This is a genomic window from Pseudarthrobacter sp. MOO13 (assembly GCF_058267655.1).
Map to the genome: position 1 here is coordinate 2,570,337 of NZ_CM177848.1, position 14,425 is coordinate 2,584,761.

General features: G+C 67.7%; 18 protein-coding genes. 6 read left to right on the top strand and 12 right to left on the bottom strand.

Annotation, left to right across the window (positions count from 1 at the left end; translation table 11 throughout):
* The gene (gene pheS, locus AC4EEO_RS11800; RefSeq protein ID WP_018763602.1) at nt 1-1,062 is read right to left on the bottom strand and encodes a phenylalanine--tRNA ligase subunit alpha; all 1,062 of its coding nucleotides are present in this window, start codon (nt 1,060-1,062) and stop codon (nt 1-3) included.
* Between the two features lie 200 nt (nt 1,063-1,262).
* Between pheS and AC4EEO_RS11805 the strand changes: the two genes are divergently transcribed.
* The 3 genes from AC4EEO_RS11805 (at nt 1,263) to AC4EEO_RS11815 (ending at nt 3,546) form a co-directional block, all read left to right on the top strand.
* Nucleotides 1,263-1,718 (top strand): hypothetical protein, encoded by a 456-nt coding sequence (locus AC4EEO_RS11805; protein ID WP_109044884.1) that lies wholly within the window; start codon nt 1,263-1,265, stop codon nt 1,716-1,718.
* Nucleotides 1,715-2,371 carry an SIMPL domain-containing protein gene (locus tag AC4EEO_RS11810; RefSeq protein ID WP_491338901.1) on the top strand — a complete coding sequence of 219 codons (657 nt, stop codon included), beginning with the start codon at nt 1,715-1,717 and terminating at the stop codon, nt 2,369-2,371. The genes AC4EEO_RS11805 and AC4EEO_RS11810 overlap by 4 nt, the downstream gene beginning before the upstream one ends.
* 77 nt (nt 2,372-2,448) lie before the next feature.
* Entirely contained in the window at nt 2,449-3,546 is a 1,098-nt protein-coding gene (locus AC4EEO_RS11815) for an Rv2578c family radical SAM protein (RefSeq protein WP_491338902.1), read from the top strand.
* Between the two features lie 38 nt (nt 3,547-3,584).
* On the opposite strand, the gene AC4EEO_RS11820 is transcribed toward AC4EEO_RS11815, so the two are convergent.
* Entirely contained in the window at nt 3,585-4,031 is a 447-nt protein-coding gene (locus tag AC4EEO_RS11820) for a (deoxy)nucleoside triphosphate pyrophosphohydrolase (protein WP_491338903.1), read from the bottom strand.
* Nucleotides 4,032-4,187: 156 nt separating this feature from the next.
* On the opposite strand from AC4EEO_RS11820, the gene AC4EEO_RS11825 reads away from it, so the two are divergent.
* Together AC4EEO_RS11825 and AC4EEO_RS11830 are read left to right on the top strand one after the other, a co-directional pair.
* Entirely contained in the window at nt 4,188-5,396 is a 1,209-nt protein-coding gene (locus AC4EEO_RS11825) for an MFS transporter (RefSeq protein WP_133832579.1), read from the top strand.
* Between the two features lie 240 nt (nt 5,397-5,636).
* Nucleotides 5,637-5,912 (top strand): GlsB/YeaQ/YmgE family stress response membrane protein, encoded by a 276-nt coding sequence (locus AC4EEO_RS11830; RefSeq protein WP_018763608.1) that lies wholly within the window; start codon nt 5,637-5,639, stop codon nt 5,910-5,912.
* 119 nt (nt 5,913-6,031) lie between these two features.
* Here AC4EEO_RS11830 and AC4EEO_RS11835 read toward each other — a convergent pair whose 3' ends face one another.
* The 4 genes from AC4EEO_RS11835 to infC form a co-directional block, all read right to left on the bottom strand.
* On the bottom strand, nt 6,032-6,943 hold the full coding sequence (locus AC4EEO_RS11835; protein ID WP_491329690.1) for a TrmH family RNA methyltransferase: 912 nt from the start codon (nt 6,941-6,943) through the stop codon (nt 6,032-6,034).
* 70 nt (nt 6,944-7,013) lie between these two features.
* A complete protein-coding gene (gene rplT, locus AC4EEO_RS11840) occupies nt 7,014-7,403 on the bottom strand; it encodes a 50S ribosomal protein L20 (protein WP_018763610.1) in 390 nt (129 codons plus the stop codon).
* Between the two features lie 118 nt (nt 7,404-7,521).
* The gene (rpmI, locus tag AC4EEO_RS11845; RefSeq protein ID WP_009358635.1) at nt 7,522-7,716 is read right to left on the bottom strand and encodes a 50S ribosomal protein L35; all 195 of its coding nucleotides are present in this window, start codon (nt 7,714-7,716) and stop codon (nt 7,522-7,524) included.
* A 121-nt stretch (nt 7,717-7,837) separates the two neighbouring features.
* On the bottom strand, nt 7,838-8,950 hold the full coding sequence (gene infC, locus AC4EEO_RS11850) for a translation initiation factor IF-3 (protein ID WP_491340422.1): 1,113 nt from the start codon (nt 8,948-8,950) through the stop codon (nt 7,838-7,840).
* Between the two features lie 280 nt (nt 8,951-9,230).
* On the opposite strand from infC, the gene AC4EEO_RS11855 reads away from it, so the two are divergent.
* Nucleotides 9,231-9,617 (top strand): DUF1844 domain-containing protein, encoded by a 387-nt coding sequence (locus AC4EEO_RS11855; RefSeq protein ID WP_018763612.1) that lies wholly within the window; start codon nt 9,231-9,233, stop codon nt 9,615-9,617.
* A 128-nt stretch (nt 9,618-9,745) separates the two neighbouring features.
* On the opposite strand, the gene AC4EEO_RS11860 is transcribed toward AC4EEO_RS11855, so the two are convergent.
* The 6 genes from AC4EEO_RS11860 to hisB form a co-directional block, all read right to left on the bottom strand.
* Entirely contained in the window at nt 9,746-11,041 is a 1,296-nt protein-coding gene (locus AC4EEO_RS11860) for an MFS transporter (RefSeq protein WP_491338904.1), read from the bottom strand.
* 57 nt (nt 11,042-11,098) lie between these two features.
* Nucleotides 11,099-11,983, bottom strand: coding sequence for an SseB family protein (locus tag AC4EEO_RS11865; RefSeq protein ID WP_491338905.1), 885 nt, complete (start codon nt 11,981-11,983; stop codon nt 11,099-11,101).
* A gap of 20 nt (nt 11,984-12,003) precedes the next feature.
* Nucleotides 12,004-12,750 (bottom strand): bifunctional 1-(5-phosphoribosyl)-5-((5-phosphoribosylamino)methylideneamino)imidazole-4-carboxamide isomerase/phosphoribosylanthranilate isomerase PriA, encoded by a 747-nt coding sequence (gene priA, locus AC4EEO_RS11870; protein WP_018763615.1) that lies wholly within the window; start codon nt 12,748-12,750, stop codon nt 12,004-12,006.
* Between the two features lie 76 nt (nt 12,751-12,826).
* Nucleotides 12,827-12,985, bottom strand: a complete 159-nt coding sequence (locus tag AC4EEO_RS11875) for a hypothetical protein (protein WP_018763616.1) — start codon at nt 12,983-12,985, stop codon at nt 12,827-12,829.
* Nucleotides 12,986-13,753, bottom strand: coding sequence for an imidazole glycerol phosphate synthase subunit HisH (hisH, locus tag AC4EEO_RS11880; protein WP_285320609.1), 768 nt, complete (start codon nt 13,751-13,753; stop codon nt 12,986-12,988). It lies immediately after the preceding gene.
* Nucleotides 13,750-14,376: an imidazoleglycerol-phosphate dehydratase HisB gene (gene hisB / locus AC4EEO_RS11885; protein ID WP_018763618.1), complete on the bottom strand. Its 627-nt coding sequence runs from the start codon at nt 14,374-14,376 to the stop codon at nt 13,750-13,752. Before hisB ends, hisH begins: the two co-directional genes overlap by 4 nt.
* Between the last annotated feature and the right edge of the window lie 49 nt (nt 14,377-14,425).

Consider the following 14,425-nt stretch of genomic DNA (forward strand, 5'->3'; position numbering starts at 1 on the left):
TTAGATCTCCATCCCGAAGTGCTCGCTGAACCGTACATCGCCTTCGATCATGTCGCGCATGTCCCCCACCTCGTTGCGGAACATGAGGGTACGCTCGATGCCCATGCCGAAGGCAAAACCTGAATAGACGTCCGGGTCGATGCCGGCGGCGCGCAGGACGTTCGGATTGACCATGCCGCAGCCGCCCCACTCGATCCACGCCGGGCCCCCCTTGGCCCCGGGATGGAAGATGTCCAGTTCGGCGGACGGCTCCGTGAACGGGAAGTAGTTGGGGCGCAGCCGGATCTGGGCTTCATCGCCGAACATCTGCCGGGCGAAGTGCTCAAGGGTGCCGCGCAGGTCCGCCATGCTGAGGTTCCTGTCGATGGCAAGGCCCTCGAACTGGTGGAACACCGGGGTGTGGGTGGCATCGAGTTCGTCGGTGCGGAACACCTTGCCGGGGCACAGCACGTAGATGGGTACTTCGCGCTCGAGCATGGAGCGGACCTGTACCGGGGACGTGTGCGTGCGCATCAGCAGGTGGGCTTCGGGCGGCTCAACGAAGAAGGTGTCCTGCATTTCGCGGGCCGGGTGGTCCGGCTTGAAGTTCAGCGCATCGAAGTTGAACCACTCCGATTCGACCTCGGGGCCTTCGGCGATTTCCCAGCCCATGCCCACGAAGATGTCCGCCACGCGGTCCTGGAGGGTGGAGAGCGGGTGGCGGGCACCGGCACGGCGACGGCGCGGCGCGGCGGTGACGTCCACGGTTTCCTCAACCAGGATGCGGGCATCGTTCTCGGCTTCCAGGACGGCCGTGCGGTCGGCGAGCGCCTTGTTGACCCGGCCGCGGGAGGCGCCCATCAGCTTTCCGGCGAGCGCCTTCTGGTCCTTGGGCAAGCGGCCGATCTCACGGTTGGCAAGGCTCAGCGGGGATTTCTCGCCGCTGTGGGCAAGCCGCACCGCCTTCAGCTCGTCAAGGGTGGCCGCACCGTCGATGGCGGTGATGGCCTGGTCTACAGCGGCGTTGATGGCGGCCTCATCCGTGGGGTTCGGAATGGCGGCGCCCGGCAAAGTTTCAGTCATCTACTGTTCTTAGCTACGAGTCGTGGCTGCCGGCGGGCGGGGCAGCCGTACGCGGTTTCCCGCTTGGCGCGTCCGTCGCTGGCAGGTCATGGATGAATGCGCTGAACGTCAGTTCATTCAATGACCAGGTCAGGGCTCGCCGGCAGGACCGGCGGCCACTGCCCTCCAGTCTAGTTGAACCCTCCGGCTACCATGGCCTCATGACTTTGCGGCAGCGCGCGGGTACCCAGGATGTCCCGACGACGGCCCAGCGGCTCAGGCGGGCAGCGAACCTCCTCAACGGGAGTACTGTCGCTGGCCTCGCCGTCGCCCTCGCCGCGGGGACCCGGCTAAGCCGCGGCCCGCGTGGCATGGTCTTGGCCGCCGGGTACCGTTGGCGGCTTCCGGCCGCCCGCGCCTTCACGGTGGGGAACGTGGTGCTGTACCGCGGTCCGGCCGCCGACCTGTTGTCCCGGCCTGCGTTGCTGGGCCATGAGGAGCGGCACTGCAGCCAGTACGCATGGTGCCTCGGCCTGCCGTTCATTCCCTTATACCTGGCCGCGGCCGGCTGGTCCGTGCTGCGGAGCGGAAATCCGGGAACAGCGAATATTTTCGAACGCAGGGCCGGCCTGGCCGCCGGCGGCTACCCGGTTCCGGCGGGGAGCGCGGTCCTGTGAACGCCGCGGAGCGGGCCTCCACAGATGCCGGCACGGTGACCGTCACCGGGAGCGGGTGGGCGGAGGCGGTCCCTGACCTGGTGACGGTGTCCGTGGCGGTGGAGTGCCGCGCGCCGTCCTTGGCGGACGCGTATGCGGCGGCCGGCCAGGGCCTTGCCGCCGTGGCCGCGGCCCTCCGGGGACACGGCGTTGCCCCTGCCGACCTGCGGACGGGCGGCCTGTCAGTGCGGGCAGACCTCGCGTGGCGGGACGGCGAAGGGCAGAAACTCGTGGGCTACGTTGCGGTCGGCAGCCTTGCTGTCAGGCTGCGGGACGTCGGCAACGCACCGGCGGCCATCTCCGCCGCCGTTGAGTCGGGCGGTGACGACGTCCGGCTGGAGAGCCTGCAGCTGGTCCTCTCCGATGACTCAGCCACCCGTGCACAGGCCAGGGAGGCTGCCTGGCAGGACGCACTCCGCGCAGCCGCCCAGTTCGCGTCGCTCGCCTCGGCCACACTGGGCCGGGTGTTGTCCGTGACCGACCTCCGGGCGGCTCCCGGCCCGGTACCGGCCGCCGGCCTGCAACGGGCCTCCGCCGTTGAGGGGCTGCCCCTTGAGTCCGGCCGGAACCGGGTGGAGGCAGGCGTGACGGTCACGTGGGAGCTGCTGCACTAGCCGGCGTTGGCTGGGAGAAGCCCTGAGGCAGCGCGCCGCCCTTGACTTCCGTTCGAACATGTCTTCGAATGGAGGCCATGAGATGGGAAGCACAGGCTTTGGTTCCGACCCCCGAAACTGCCAGTGGGGCTGCTCCGGCATTGCTGCCGCTGGCCGGCCTGGTACGGTCCGTCACCACTCCCGAGTTCGCCGGCATCACGTTCCATGAGGTCACCGCAAAATCGGTGCTCAACAGGGTCCCGGCTGGGTCCAGGATGCCTTTCGAATGGACGGTGAACCCCTACCGGGGTTGCAGCCACGCCTGCGTGTACTGCTTTGCCAGGAAGTCCCACACGTATTTGGATTTCGACGCCGGCATGGACTTCGACAACCAGGTGGTGGTTAAGGTCAACGCGGCGGAAGTCCTGCGCAAGGAAGTGAACAAGGCGTCCTGGACGCGCCAGCAGGTGGCGCTTGGCACCAACACCGACCCCTATCAGCGGGCCGAGGGACGGTACCGCCTCATGCCGGGCATTATCTCCGCCCTGGCGGACTCCGGCACTCCCCTGTCCATCCTCACCAAGGGCACGTTGCTGGCGCGGGACATCCCCCTGTTGAAGAGTGCCGCCACGCAGGTGCCGGTAGGCCTGGGAATCTCGCTGGCCATGACCGATGAGGCCCTTTCGGAAGCCATCGAGCCCGGCACACCCGGGCCCAGGGCGCGGCTGAGGCTGGTGTCCCGGCTGCGCGAAGCCGGGCTCCCGTGTGGGGTGATGGCCATGCCCATCCTGCCGTGGCTTTCCGACAGTGACGAAGCCCTGGATGCTCTCTTCGGCTCCTTGGCGGCCGCGGGCGCAACGGGAGTCACCGCGGGTGCCCTGTACCTGAAGCCCGGGACCAGGGAGTGGTTCATGAAGTGGATCGCAGCCCACCACCCCGAACTGGCGGGACGCTACCGGCGGCTGTACGGGACGGGGTCCTACGCCTCCAAGGAATACCGCACCTGGCTGGCCGCCAAGGTCCGGTACTTCAAGGCACGCCACGGTTTCTCGCATTCCTCCGGCTTCAGCCACCGGGACCTGGACGATCCCCGCGCCGAGGAAGCGCAGTACCCCGCCGGCAGCATCCCCGCCCCGGCTACAGAGGGCACCGCGGGGGTTCCCGCCCGGCCCCTGCAGCAGGACGCCCTCTTCTAGCGGTCCTGTGGTGGCGGTCCCGTGTCAGAGGCCCAGGTTCAGCGGGCCTGGTTCAGCGGGGATGCCACCGAGTCCAGCAAAGCCCGGACGATCGGAAAATCCGCGGGGATCCACGGCAGGCCCAGGACCGCGTCCCGGTCCCGGAGGTCCATCCACCGCAGTTCGTCATGGTCTTCAAGGGGCCGCGGCTCGCCGTCGCTGACCTCCGCGAACCAGACCCGCATGCTGGCCCGTTCGTTCAGCGGCCAGCCACCGGGATCCTCCGCCGACAGTTCGGGTCCCAGCCGGACACCGATTCCGAGTTCCTCTGACAGTTCCCGCACCAGCGCGGCCTCGGGCTCCTCGCCGGGTTCAACCTTGCCGCCCGGGAACTCCCACAGACCGGCCAGGTGCTCCGGCGCACTTCGCCTGGCGACCAGCAGGGCCGCCGGGTCCGCCAGCTCGTCCACGATGGCTCCGCCCACAACCTGAATCAGTCCAGTCATTCGGCCATTCTATGGTCCACAATGGAATGTCCCGGAACAGCATTCCAGCCTCAGGGAATAGGTCCTGGCCGCCAAGGGTTTGCGACTCTGTCCGGACGTTCCTGCCCCACTGCCGTGGCATCCGGTCTTTTCCACCCATCTTTGAGAAGCAGGCACATGAGCAGCGTTCTTTCCCAGTCCACGGCAACACCCGCCAAGACCCCAAACCTTGGGATGGCCATTTTTGCGCTGGCCATGGGCGGGGTAGGCATCGGTGTGACCGAGTTCACCATGATGGGCCTGTTGAAGGAGGTGGAGCAGGGACTGGCGATCAGCACTCCCCAGGCCGGCTACCTGATCTCCGCCTACGCCCTGGGCGTCGTGGTCGGCGCCCCGCTGCTTGCCGTCGTCGGGGCCAAGCTACCCCGCAAATACCTGGCGCTCGGGCTCCTGCTTTTCTTTACGGTTGCCAACCTCAGTTCGTTCATCGCACCTGACTACGGGTCCATGCTCGTCTCGAGGTTCGCTGCGGGCCTGCCGCACGGGGCGTTCTTTGGCGTGGCCGCCGTGATAGCCGCCTCCCTGGTCCCGCCGACGCGGCGCGGCTGGGCCATCTCCATGGTGATGGCCGGCCTCAGCATCTCCAACGTCGTCGGAGTACCCTTTGCCACCTGGCTGGGCCAGGCCTTCGGCTGGCGGCTGCTGTTCGTCCTGGTGGGGTGCATCGGGCTGCTGGCACTGGTGCTCGTCTGGATCTTCGTGCCGTTCCAGAAGACGCACCCGGACGCGAGCATCCGGCGCGAACTCGGTGCGCTGAAACGGCTGCAGGTGTGGCTGGCGCTCCTGGTGGGGATTGTTGGCTTCGGCGGCTTCTTCGCAACCTATACCTACATCGCCCACACCATGACCAACGTGGCCGGAATCCCGTCCACGCTGATCCCGCTGGTGGTGGCCTTGTACGGACTGGGTATGGTGGCCGGGAACCTCATCGGCGGCAGGCTGGCCGACAAGTCGGTGATGGGCACCCTCTACCGCGTCCTGCCCGCGATTGCAGTTGCCCTGGTGCTCTACGCCGTGGCAGCACACTGGGCATGGAGCGCCCTGGTCATGGTGTTCGTGGTGGGGGCCGCCGGTTCCATGCTGGTCCCCGCCCTGCAAACCCGGCTGCTGGATGCTTCACCGGATGCGCCGTCCCTGGCCTCCTCGCTCAACCACGCCGCGCTCAACGTTGCCAACGCCCTGGGGGCCTTTCTCGGCGGCCTCGTCATTGCCCTCGGGTGGGGCTTCGTAGCCCCGGCGCTCGTGGGCGCCGTACTCGCCGTCCTCGGGTTCGGCGTCGCGCTGCTCAGTGGCGTGCTGGAGCGCAAGCGTCCGCTGGCAGCCTGATCCCGCCCGCGACCCACCATCGCCGCGGTACCGCCATGTACAGCCAGGGAGCTTCCTCGTCGCCGGTTCTTCGCTGCTGGACAGTGCAGGATCCCGCCGTGGCCCCACCCGGTCCATACCGTACCGGGACGCCCCTAACGATGCAGCAACGGCGCAGGTTCGGCTACTGACTTTGCGGGGCCCTTATGTTAGCTTGAGGCTCATCGGGACTATTTTTCCCGGTCACAATAAGGAGGAGACATGGGTTTTCTTGCTTGGATTATTTTGGGCCTGATTGTCGGGGCCATCGTTAAGGCCGTTATGCCCGGACGGGTCGGCGGCGGCTGGGTCACCAGCCTCATCCTCGGTGTTGTTGGTGCCATTGTTGGCGGCTGGATTGGCAGCCTCCTTTTCGCCAAGGGCGACATGGGCTTCTTCGACCTCGGCACGTGGATTCTCGCTATCGTCGGTGGCCTCATTGTCGCCGGCATCTACGGATTCGTCACCGGACGCGGAAAAGCCACCCGCGCGCCCTGACCACTCCGTCACCACATAACCACCGGGCCCCGGATATCCGGGGCCTTTCTTTTTGCCCGGCCGCTTCCTCCCCGGCCACTCCTTCGTCGGCGGCGCCCTCCTGGCTGGCCGCCGGCAACTTATTCCGGAACTGCCCCATCCCGGCGTTGGGACCTGGCGCTGGCGTAGAGGCAGACGGTGGCCGCAGTACCGAGGTTCAGGCTCTCCGCCGCCCCGTAGACGGGGACAGCCACCCGGTGGTCGGCCAGGGCAAGTTCTTCCTCCGACAACCCCTGCGCCTCGTTGCCGAAGAACCAGGCTGTGGGCCCGGCCAGGTCGTACACGGAATCCGGGCCCTTTCCGGTGAGCCTGCGGCGGGCGCTCTCGTCCTGGAGGACATCCAGGTCCAACAGTCCGTAGCCGTCCGCAGCGAGGATGCCGATGCCGCGGGCCTTGCACGCAGCCGCGAGTTCGGCCGGGTCGGCAGCCAGGACAACAGGCAGGTGGAACAGGGAACCGGCCGTAGAGCGGACTGCCTTGGGGTTGTAGATATCGACGCTGGACGCAGTGAACACCACGGCGTCGGCCCCGGCGGAATCGGCGGCGCGGAGCACTGTTCCGGCGTTACCGGGATCCCTGACCTGGCAGAGCACGGCTACCAGGCGTGGTCCGGCGTCGAGCACGTCCGCCAGGGAGACGTCCACGAAGCGGCAGACGGCCACGATTCCCTGCGGATTGACCGTGTCGGCCATGGCCGACAGGACTTCATCGGTGGCCAGCCGTGCCGTGGTCCCCTCGGCAAGCTCCTCGAACTCGGGAAACCGGTCCAGGCAGCTTTCGCTTGCGTAGACGTCCGTGACGATGCCCGGGGCTCCGGCCGCAAGGCGCTGCTGGTGGAGCTTGAGTGCCTCGCGCACTGCCTGCGGCCCCTCAGCAAGGAACTGGCCACGCTTTAAACGGGCCGGGCGCCCTGCAAGCTTTGCCACGTCCCTGACCCGATCGGCTCGGGGGTTGGACAGTGGAAAATCTTGCGGGCGCCCGGTGTCGTTCATACAAGAAACTGTAGTAGCTGCTGCCACCAGTTCTTGAACCGGCCCCTCAGGGAGGAGCACTGCGCGGCCTCTAGGCTGCGGCGACCTTCTTGGCGGAGGTGTCAGCCGGCAGGGAGTCCTTGGCCACCTGGACCAGTGCGGCAAATGCGTTGGCGTCCGAGACGGCGAGCTCGGCCAGCATGCGGCGGTCAACCTCGACCTCAGCGGCCTTCAGGCCCTGGATCAGTCGGTTGTAGGTGAGGCCGTTGGCGCGGGACGCAGCGTTGATGCGCTGGATCCACAGGCGGCGGAAGTCGCCCTTCTTCTTCTTGCGGTCACCGTAGCTGTACACAAACGAGTGCAGCAGCTGCTCTTTGGCCTTGCGGTACAGGCGCGAACGCTGTCCGCGGTAACCCTTTGCCCGCTCAAGGACAACCCGGCGCTTCTTGTGGGCGTTTACCGCCCTCTTCACACGTGCCACGTGCGTACTCCTTCGAAAATCTGATCCCAAGCATCTGTTGCCGGAAATCCGGCGGCCTGAGAAGGCTGTTTGGCAGAAGACGAACCGCCAGGGGGCGGCCCATCAATAAACTTGGAAACTAGATGCCGAGCATCTTCCGGATGACCTTGGCATCGCCCTTGAAGACGATCTTGTCGCCGGCGAGGCGGCGGGTCAGGCGGCTGGACTTGTGCTCCAGGTAGTGGCGGCGGTTGGCCTGCTGGCGGCGCAGCTTGCCGCTGCCGGTCAGCTTGAAGCGCTTCTTAGCACCACTGTGGGTCTTCATCTTCGGCATGGGAACCGATCTCCTTACGTTTCTGCGGGCCCTGGGGCCGGCAGTTCTATCGCGCAGCCGCCCCTGCGGGCAGCATGCTGGTTGCTGACTGCCGGAGGGCGGAACCTCCGGCAGCTGTGAACTAGTTGGTCTTCTTACCCGCCGGCTTGGGCACTGCCTTGGGGGCAGGGCGGGCAGCAGGCTTCGGTGCAGCAGGCCTGGCCACCGGCTTCGGCGGTGCAGGCACGGCGGCGGGCTTCGGCGCCGCTGCCGCCGGCTTGGCGGCCGTCGCGGGCTTCGGTGCTGCAGCGGCTGCCTTCGGAGCCTCCTGCTTCGGAGCCTCCTGCTTGGGTGCAGCAGCCTTGGGCGCGGCGGCCTTAGGTGCTTCCTGCCGGGGTGCCGGGGCAGCCTTGGGAGCTTCCTCCTTGGCGGCTTCCTGCTCGGGAGCCGGTGCAGCAGGCGCCTCGGCAGCGGCAGTTTCCTCCGGAGCCGTCTCCGGTTCGGTGGAAACGGTGAAGCCTTCCGGCAGGAGGTCAGCCAGTGACTGGGTCATGGGCGCCTGGTCCGTGCCGGACGTGTCCACACGGCCGGAGGCCTTGGCTTCGTTCTGTGCCTTCGCCTCGGCGCGCTGGGTGGCGCGACGGGCTTCAGCCTTTGCCTCGGCCTTGTTCTTCAGCGGACCGACAACCATGACCATGTTCCGGCCATCGATGCGGGGGCTGGACTCCACCACGCCAACTTCGGCGACGTCGTCCGCGAAGCGCTGGAGCAGGCGGATGCCCATTTCGGGGCGCTGCTGCTCGCGGCCGCGGAACTGGATCATGGCCTTGACCTTGTCCCCGGCGCCGAGGAAGCGAAGGGCGTGGCCCCGCTTGGTCTCGTAGTCGTGGGTGTCGATCTTGAGGCGGAAGCGGATTTCCTTCAGAACGGTGTTCGTCTGGTTCTTCCGGGCCTCACGTGCCTTGACCGCGGCTTCGTACTTGTACTTGCCGAAATCCATCAGCTTGCACACCGGAGGCTTCGCCTGAGGTGCAACTTCAACGAGATCAAGGTCGGATTCGGCAGCCAGGCGCAGGGCATCCTCAATACGGACGATTCCTACCTGTTCACCTGCAGGTCCGACCAGCCGCACCTCGGGGACGCGGATACGCTCATTGATTCTTGGCTCGCTAATGTTAAAGCTCCTGTGTTTGTTGTTGTGTCCGGCAAATAGAGAAGGCCCCCAATTGCCGGAGCAATCGAAGGCCTCAAACAGGTTGGCGAAGCCGTCCCGAAAACGGGAAGCACGCGCACAGTTCCGGTTGTTACCGGTTCCATGCCCAACCAGGTACCCGGCAACCTTTCGTCCCCTGGCGGTTCGCAAGGAACCTGGGAAACAGCGGCTGACGCGGGTGGGAGAGAACTCCGCTTGCAAACTGGATGCCATTCTACAGAAAAAATTCCCGCCAACGCCGCGAAGCGCTGCTGGGAACCCCATCGTTTGGAACGATCTCTGAAATAACGACATCCAGTCGGTCTGTGTCAAGCTTACCAGTATGAGCACCTCAGACAGTAATTCGTACGTTTTCGAGCCCGCTGACGCAGGCGCGGACGTTTCACAGCAGATCCGCGACATCTCGGAGGTCCCCGCCATCGAGGTCATCACCACGGCCGCCGTGCACCTCATGAGCGCCGCCGCCGTGAAGCTGGGCCTGGCCGCTGAAGACAACGCAGCCGAACTCAAGGACCTGGACGAAGCCCGGAAACTGATCACCGCCCTTGCCGGCCTGGTTACCGCGGCCGCCCCGGAAATCGGCTCCCAGCACGCCGGACCGTTGCGCGATGGCCTCCGCTCCCTCCAGCTCGCCTTCCGTGAGGAGTCCCTGATTCCCGATGCTCCGGGCAAGGGCCCGGGCGAAAAGTACACCGGGGCCGTGAACTAACGCCGGACTCCCCCACGCAGCGCCCGACGGCGGGACGACCATCCGAGGTCGTCCCGCCGTCGTCGTTTCCCCGGGAACATGGCCCGCGGCTCGTCCACGCGGGCGGGGAGCAACCGTTGGAAGCGGGTTCAGGCGGCGGCCCTGCGCCGGCGCAGCTGCAGGGCCAGCCCCACCAGGCACAGCAGCACACCCGCGCCCCCGACCGAGACGAAGCCGCCGGAGGGGCCCATCAGGTCGATGAAGATGCCGGCGAGCGGTGAACCGAGCGCAACCCCGGCGGTGAGGGCCGAGCCGTACCAGCCCATCGCCTCCCCGCGCCGCTCCTCCGGGACCAGGTCCGCCACCTTCTCGGAGGCCGCCGAGAGCACCGGGGCGCACAGCAAACCGGGCAGGACGGAGACGAAAGCGAGCGTCCAGGTGTCGTGGGCGAGTGCCATGGGCAGCGTCAGGGCCGCCATGCCCAACAGCAGGATGACGGGCGGGACGGGCCTGTGCATGGCGCCGTAGATGATGCCGCCCACCACTGAGGCGGCGCACCAGAAGACGAAGACGATGCCGATTTCGCTTTGGTGTCCACCGATCTCCAAGGCGGCAACAATGCCAACGTCGGTGCCGCTCAGGACCATGCCGGCGCCGGCGGCGACCGCGAAGAGGGCCGCCACTGTGGCGGTGAACCAGGAGAAGCCGCCCGCCGGCCTTCCCCTCGAGCCCTCCTGCGGTGCAGCGGCACCCGCGGGCGCCGCCAGTTCCGCAGCGGCTTCCTGGACATGGGCCGGGGCGGTGGAGACGACGGCGGCCTCCGCCGCGTGCTGCTCGTCAGCTTCGCGTCCCATTCCCGGGTCCGCACTGCGGGTGGGCGGGTTGAACCACATGAGGAACAGTCCGGCCAGCGACGTCGCTATGCCCACGACGGTCAAGCCTGCGGTGGTGAACCCGCTGGTGGCCACCACGGCGCCCGCGGCCGGGCCGATCATGAACACCATTTCGGTGGTGATGGCGTCCAGGGCAAAGGCCGTACGGCGCTGGTCGCCTTGGGCCAGGACGCCCAAGGACTGCCGGACGACGCTGAAGATGGGCAGTGTGAGCAGGCCGCCGACGAAGACGAGCGGCAGGAGCCACTGGTAGGACACATGGGGCACCACGGACCAGATGATGGACTCCGAGATCACCGACGGAATAAGCGCCGTCCGCAGGCCCACGGTGTCAACGCGCCGGCCACGCCACGGGGCGCCAAGGGCAATGCCAATGGTCATCACCGCCGCGGCGGCGCCGGCCGCCGCGTAGCCCTGGCCCAGGGTCAGGACGATATGCAGGGTGAGCAGGACTCCGGCAGCCGAGTGCGGGATCCGGGCAACCATGCCCACCAGCAGCAGCCGCCGGATGGGCCGGACGGCGAGCAACTCCCGGTAGAGAGCGAAATTCACGAAGCGATCCTTAGGGTCCGCCCCGGCGCGGGCGGGGTTCACCCATCCGGCCGGCAGCTAGTCGGGAGCGCGCCTGAGCTTGATCTCCAGGGAATCGACGCGCTCCCCAAACAATACATTCCGGGACCACTCGGCCTGCAGGCCGGCCACCAGTTCCTGGACCCCGGCGGCGTCCAACCCGTCCTCAAGGTAGAGCACCACCTGGAGTTCGGGTCCGGCGCCGCCGCCGGGAACCACGGTGCCGTCGGCAGCAGTGGCGGACACTCCCCTGCCAGGGAGGAGTTCGATACCGCGCACCGCGGGAAACCCGGAGGAGGCGCGGCCAAGTTCACCCGCAAGCTCACCGTCCTCGTAGGAAGGGACCCAGTGGTGCTGCTTGGCCAGGGCCCAGACGGCCGGGCGGCGGACCACGAAGGTGAAGCCGGCCCCCGGGTCCAGGACCAGGAGTTCGGCACCCTCAGCGACGGCAGAGAGCGCGGCGCGGGCCGCGTACACGGCAACCGGCCGGGCCTCGGGGTGCCAGGCGGAGAGCGCGGCTGCAGAGGTGAATGCCGGGAGCGCGGTCCGGCCGTCGGCGGCCTTCAGCGTGACCAGGGCCATGTCCGCCTGCTTGTCGGCGTGCAGCCCGTGGTCCGTCTCCGCTTCCTCAGCAAGCTGCGCCACGATGGGGATGAAGACCCGTGCCGTTGCCAGCGCCGCCACCACCCCGGCCTCGCTGCCGCTCCCCTGCCGGAGCGCCGTAACAGCGGTGAGGTAGCCGGCGTCGGCCGTGCCGTCGTCGTCTTCGAAGTTGTGGATCTTGCCGTCTTCACCGGCGAGGCTGCGCCCGGCCCATGGCCGGCCCGCGGAGTCCGCCGGCCCGCCGGCCCCGGCGAGGGCTGCGGCGATATGTCCTGGCAGATGGCGGGCTGGGGGATGTCCCGGTTCCTGGGCGCTGGGCATTGGCTGGACCTTCCGGGCGCCTAGCGCCGGCCGGCGACGTCGAGGGCTTCGGGCAGCGTGAAGGCCCCGGCGTACAGGGCCTTGCCCACGATGGCGCCTTCCACGCCCAGCGGCACCAGCGAGCGGAGGACCTTGAGGTCATCGAGGCTGGAGATGCCGCCGGAGGCGACCACGGGTTTGCCGGTCTTCTCCACCATCTGGCGCAGGAGTTCAACGTTGGGTCCCTGCAGGGTGCCGTCCTTGGTCACGTCGGTCACCACATAGCGGGAGCACCCGGCCTCCTCGAGGCGGCCCAGCACGTCCCAGAGGTCCCCGCCTTCCTTGGTCCAGCCCCGGCCGGCCAGGGTGGTGCCCCGGACGTCAAGGCCGACGGCGATCTTGTCGCCGAAGCGTTCGATGGCCCGCGCGGTCCACTCCGGATTCTCCAGCGCAGCGGTGCCCAGGTTGACCCGGGCCACGCCCAGGTCCAGGGCCGCTTCGAGGGTCTCGTCGTCGCGCAGGCCGCCGGAAAGCTCCACCTTGATGTCCAGGCGGCCCACCACGTCGCGGAGCAGGTCCGCGTTGGAGCCGCGCCCGAACGCCGCATCCAGGTCCACCAGGTGCACCCACTCGGCGCCCTGCTGCTGCCAGTTCAGTGCCGCGTCCAAGGGCGTGCCGTAGCTGGTTTCGCTGCCGGCTTCCCCCTGGACCAGCCGGACGGCCTGCCCGTTGACGACATCGACGGCAGGCAGCAGTTCAAGGACCGGCAGGTCATGTGCGGTGGTCATACTCATCCTCAGTGTTGGTTCTTCGGGACAGGGGCTGGGGCGTCGACGCCGGCATGGTCGCCGGCGGCCGGCGGGGTCAGCTGGCGGGCAGCGTGAGCAAATAGGCGGCCAGCAGCGACATGGCGGCCAGGACGTAGAAGGACACCTGCGTCCAGAGCGGCTTGTGCTGCTGACGGAACGAGATGCCGCCGCCAATCAGGATGCCGGCGAGGCCCATCAGGAGTACGGACCACATCTACGCGCCACTGCCGGCTTCGGCCGGGGAGGTGCCATGGCCGGCGTCGCCGGTGGTGGGCTTGCGGAGGCCTTCCACCCAGTTGCGCAGGAGCCGGGCGCCGGCGTCGCCGGACTTTTCGGGGTGGAACTGCGTCGCGCAGAGCGGCCCGTTCTCCACGGCGGCAATGAAGGGGCCGCCGTGCTCGGACCAGGTGACCAGCGGTGGCGCCATCCGCGGCTGGATCACCTCAAAGTTCCACTCCTGCACGCCGTAGGAATGCACGAAGTAGAACCGTTCGTTTTCGACGCCGGCGAACAGCTTGGATCCCTCGGGCACCTTGACGGTGTTCCAGCCCATGTGCGGGACAACCTCGGCGCGCAATGCCTCCACCTTGCCAGGCCATTCACCGATGCCCTCGGCTTCCGTGCCATGTTCCACGCCGGCCTCGAAGAGGACCTGCAAACCCACGCAGATGCCCAGCACGGGGCGTCCTCCTGCGACGCGCCTGCCGATGAGGCGGATGCCGTCCACGGCCTTGAGTTCGCGCATCACGGTCTCGAATGCGCCGACGCCGGGCACCACCAGGCCGTCGGCGTTGAGCACATCGTCCGGTTTGGCGCTGAGGATCACTTCCGCACCGGCGCGCTCCAGGGCGCGCACGGCGGAGCGGACGTTCCCGGACCCGTAGTCGAGCACCGTCACCGTCGGCTTGCCCTCGGGCGACGGGAGCTTCTGTGAGGCGGTGGGATCGATGATCGCTCCGTCCTTGAGGACCTGCCCGCTCACAGCGCACCCTTGGTGGAGGGGATGCCTTCAACCCGGGGATCGGGTTCGACGGCGGCGCGGAGCGCGCGGGCGAAGGCCTTGAACTGCGCCTCCACGATGTGGTGCGGGTCCCGGCCGGCCAGGACGTTCATGTGCAGGCAGATGCCGGCGTGCAGCGTGATGGCCTCAAAGACGTGGCGGGTCAGGGAGCCGGTGAAGTGGCCGCCTATCAGGTGGTACTCCTGGCCAGCGGGCTCGCCGCCGTGGACCAGGTAGGGACGGCCGGAGACGTCCACCACCGCGTTGGCGAGGGCTTCGTCCAGCGGCACGGTGGCCTCGCCAAACCTGCGGATCCCGGCTTTGTTTCCCAACGCGGTCCGCAGGACCTCGCCGAACGTGATGGCGACATCCTCCACGGTGTGGTGGACGTCGATGTGGGTGTCGCCGGTGGCTTTGACGGTCATGTCGATCAGCGAGTGCTTGCACAGGGCGGTCAGCATGTGGTCGTAGAACGGCACCGAGGTGTCGATGTTGGACACACCCGTTCCGTCGAGGTTGATCTCCACGAGGACGGAGGACTCGCTGGTGGCGCGCTCCATGCGGGCGGTCCGGGCCGCAGCAGTATTCGAACCGGTTGAACTCATGGTGAAGGATCCTTAGTGGGAGAAGGAGTGGTTCAGGGCGCCCAGCGCC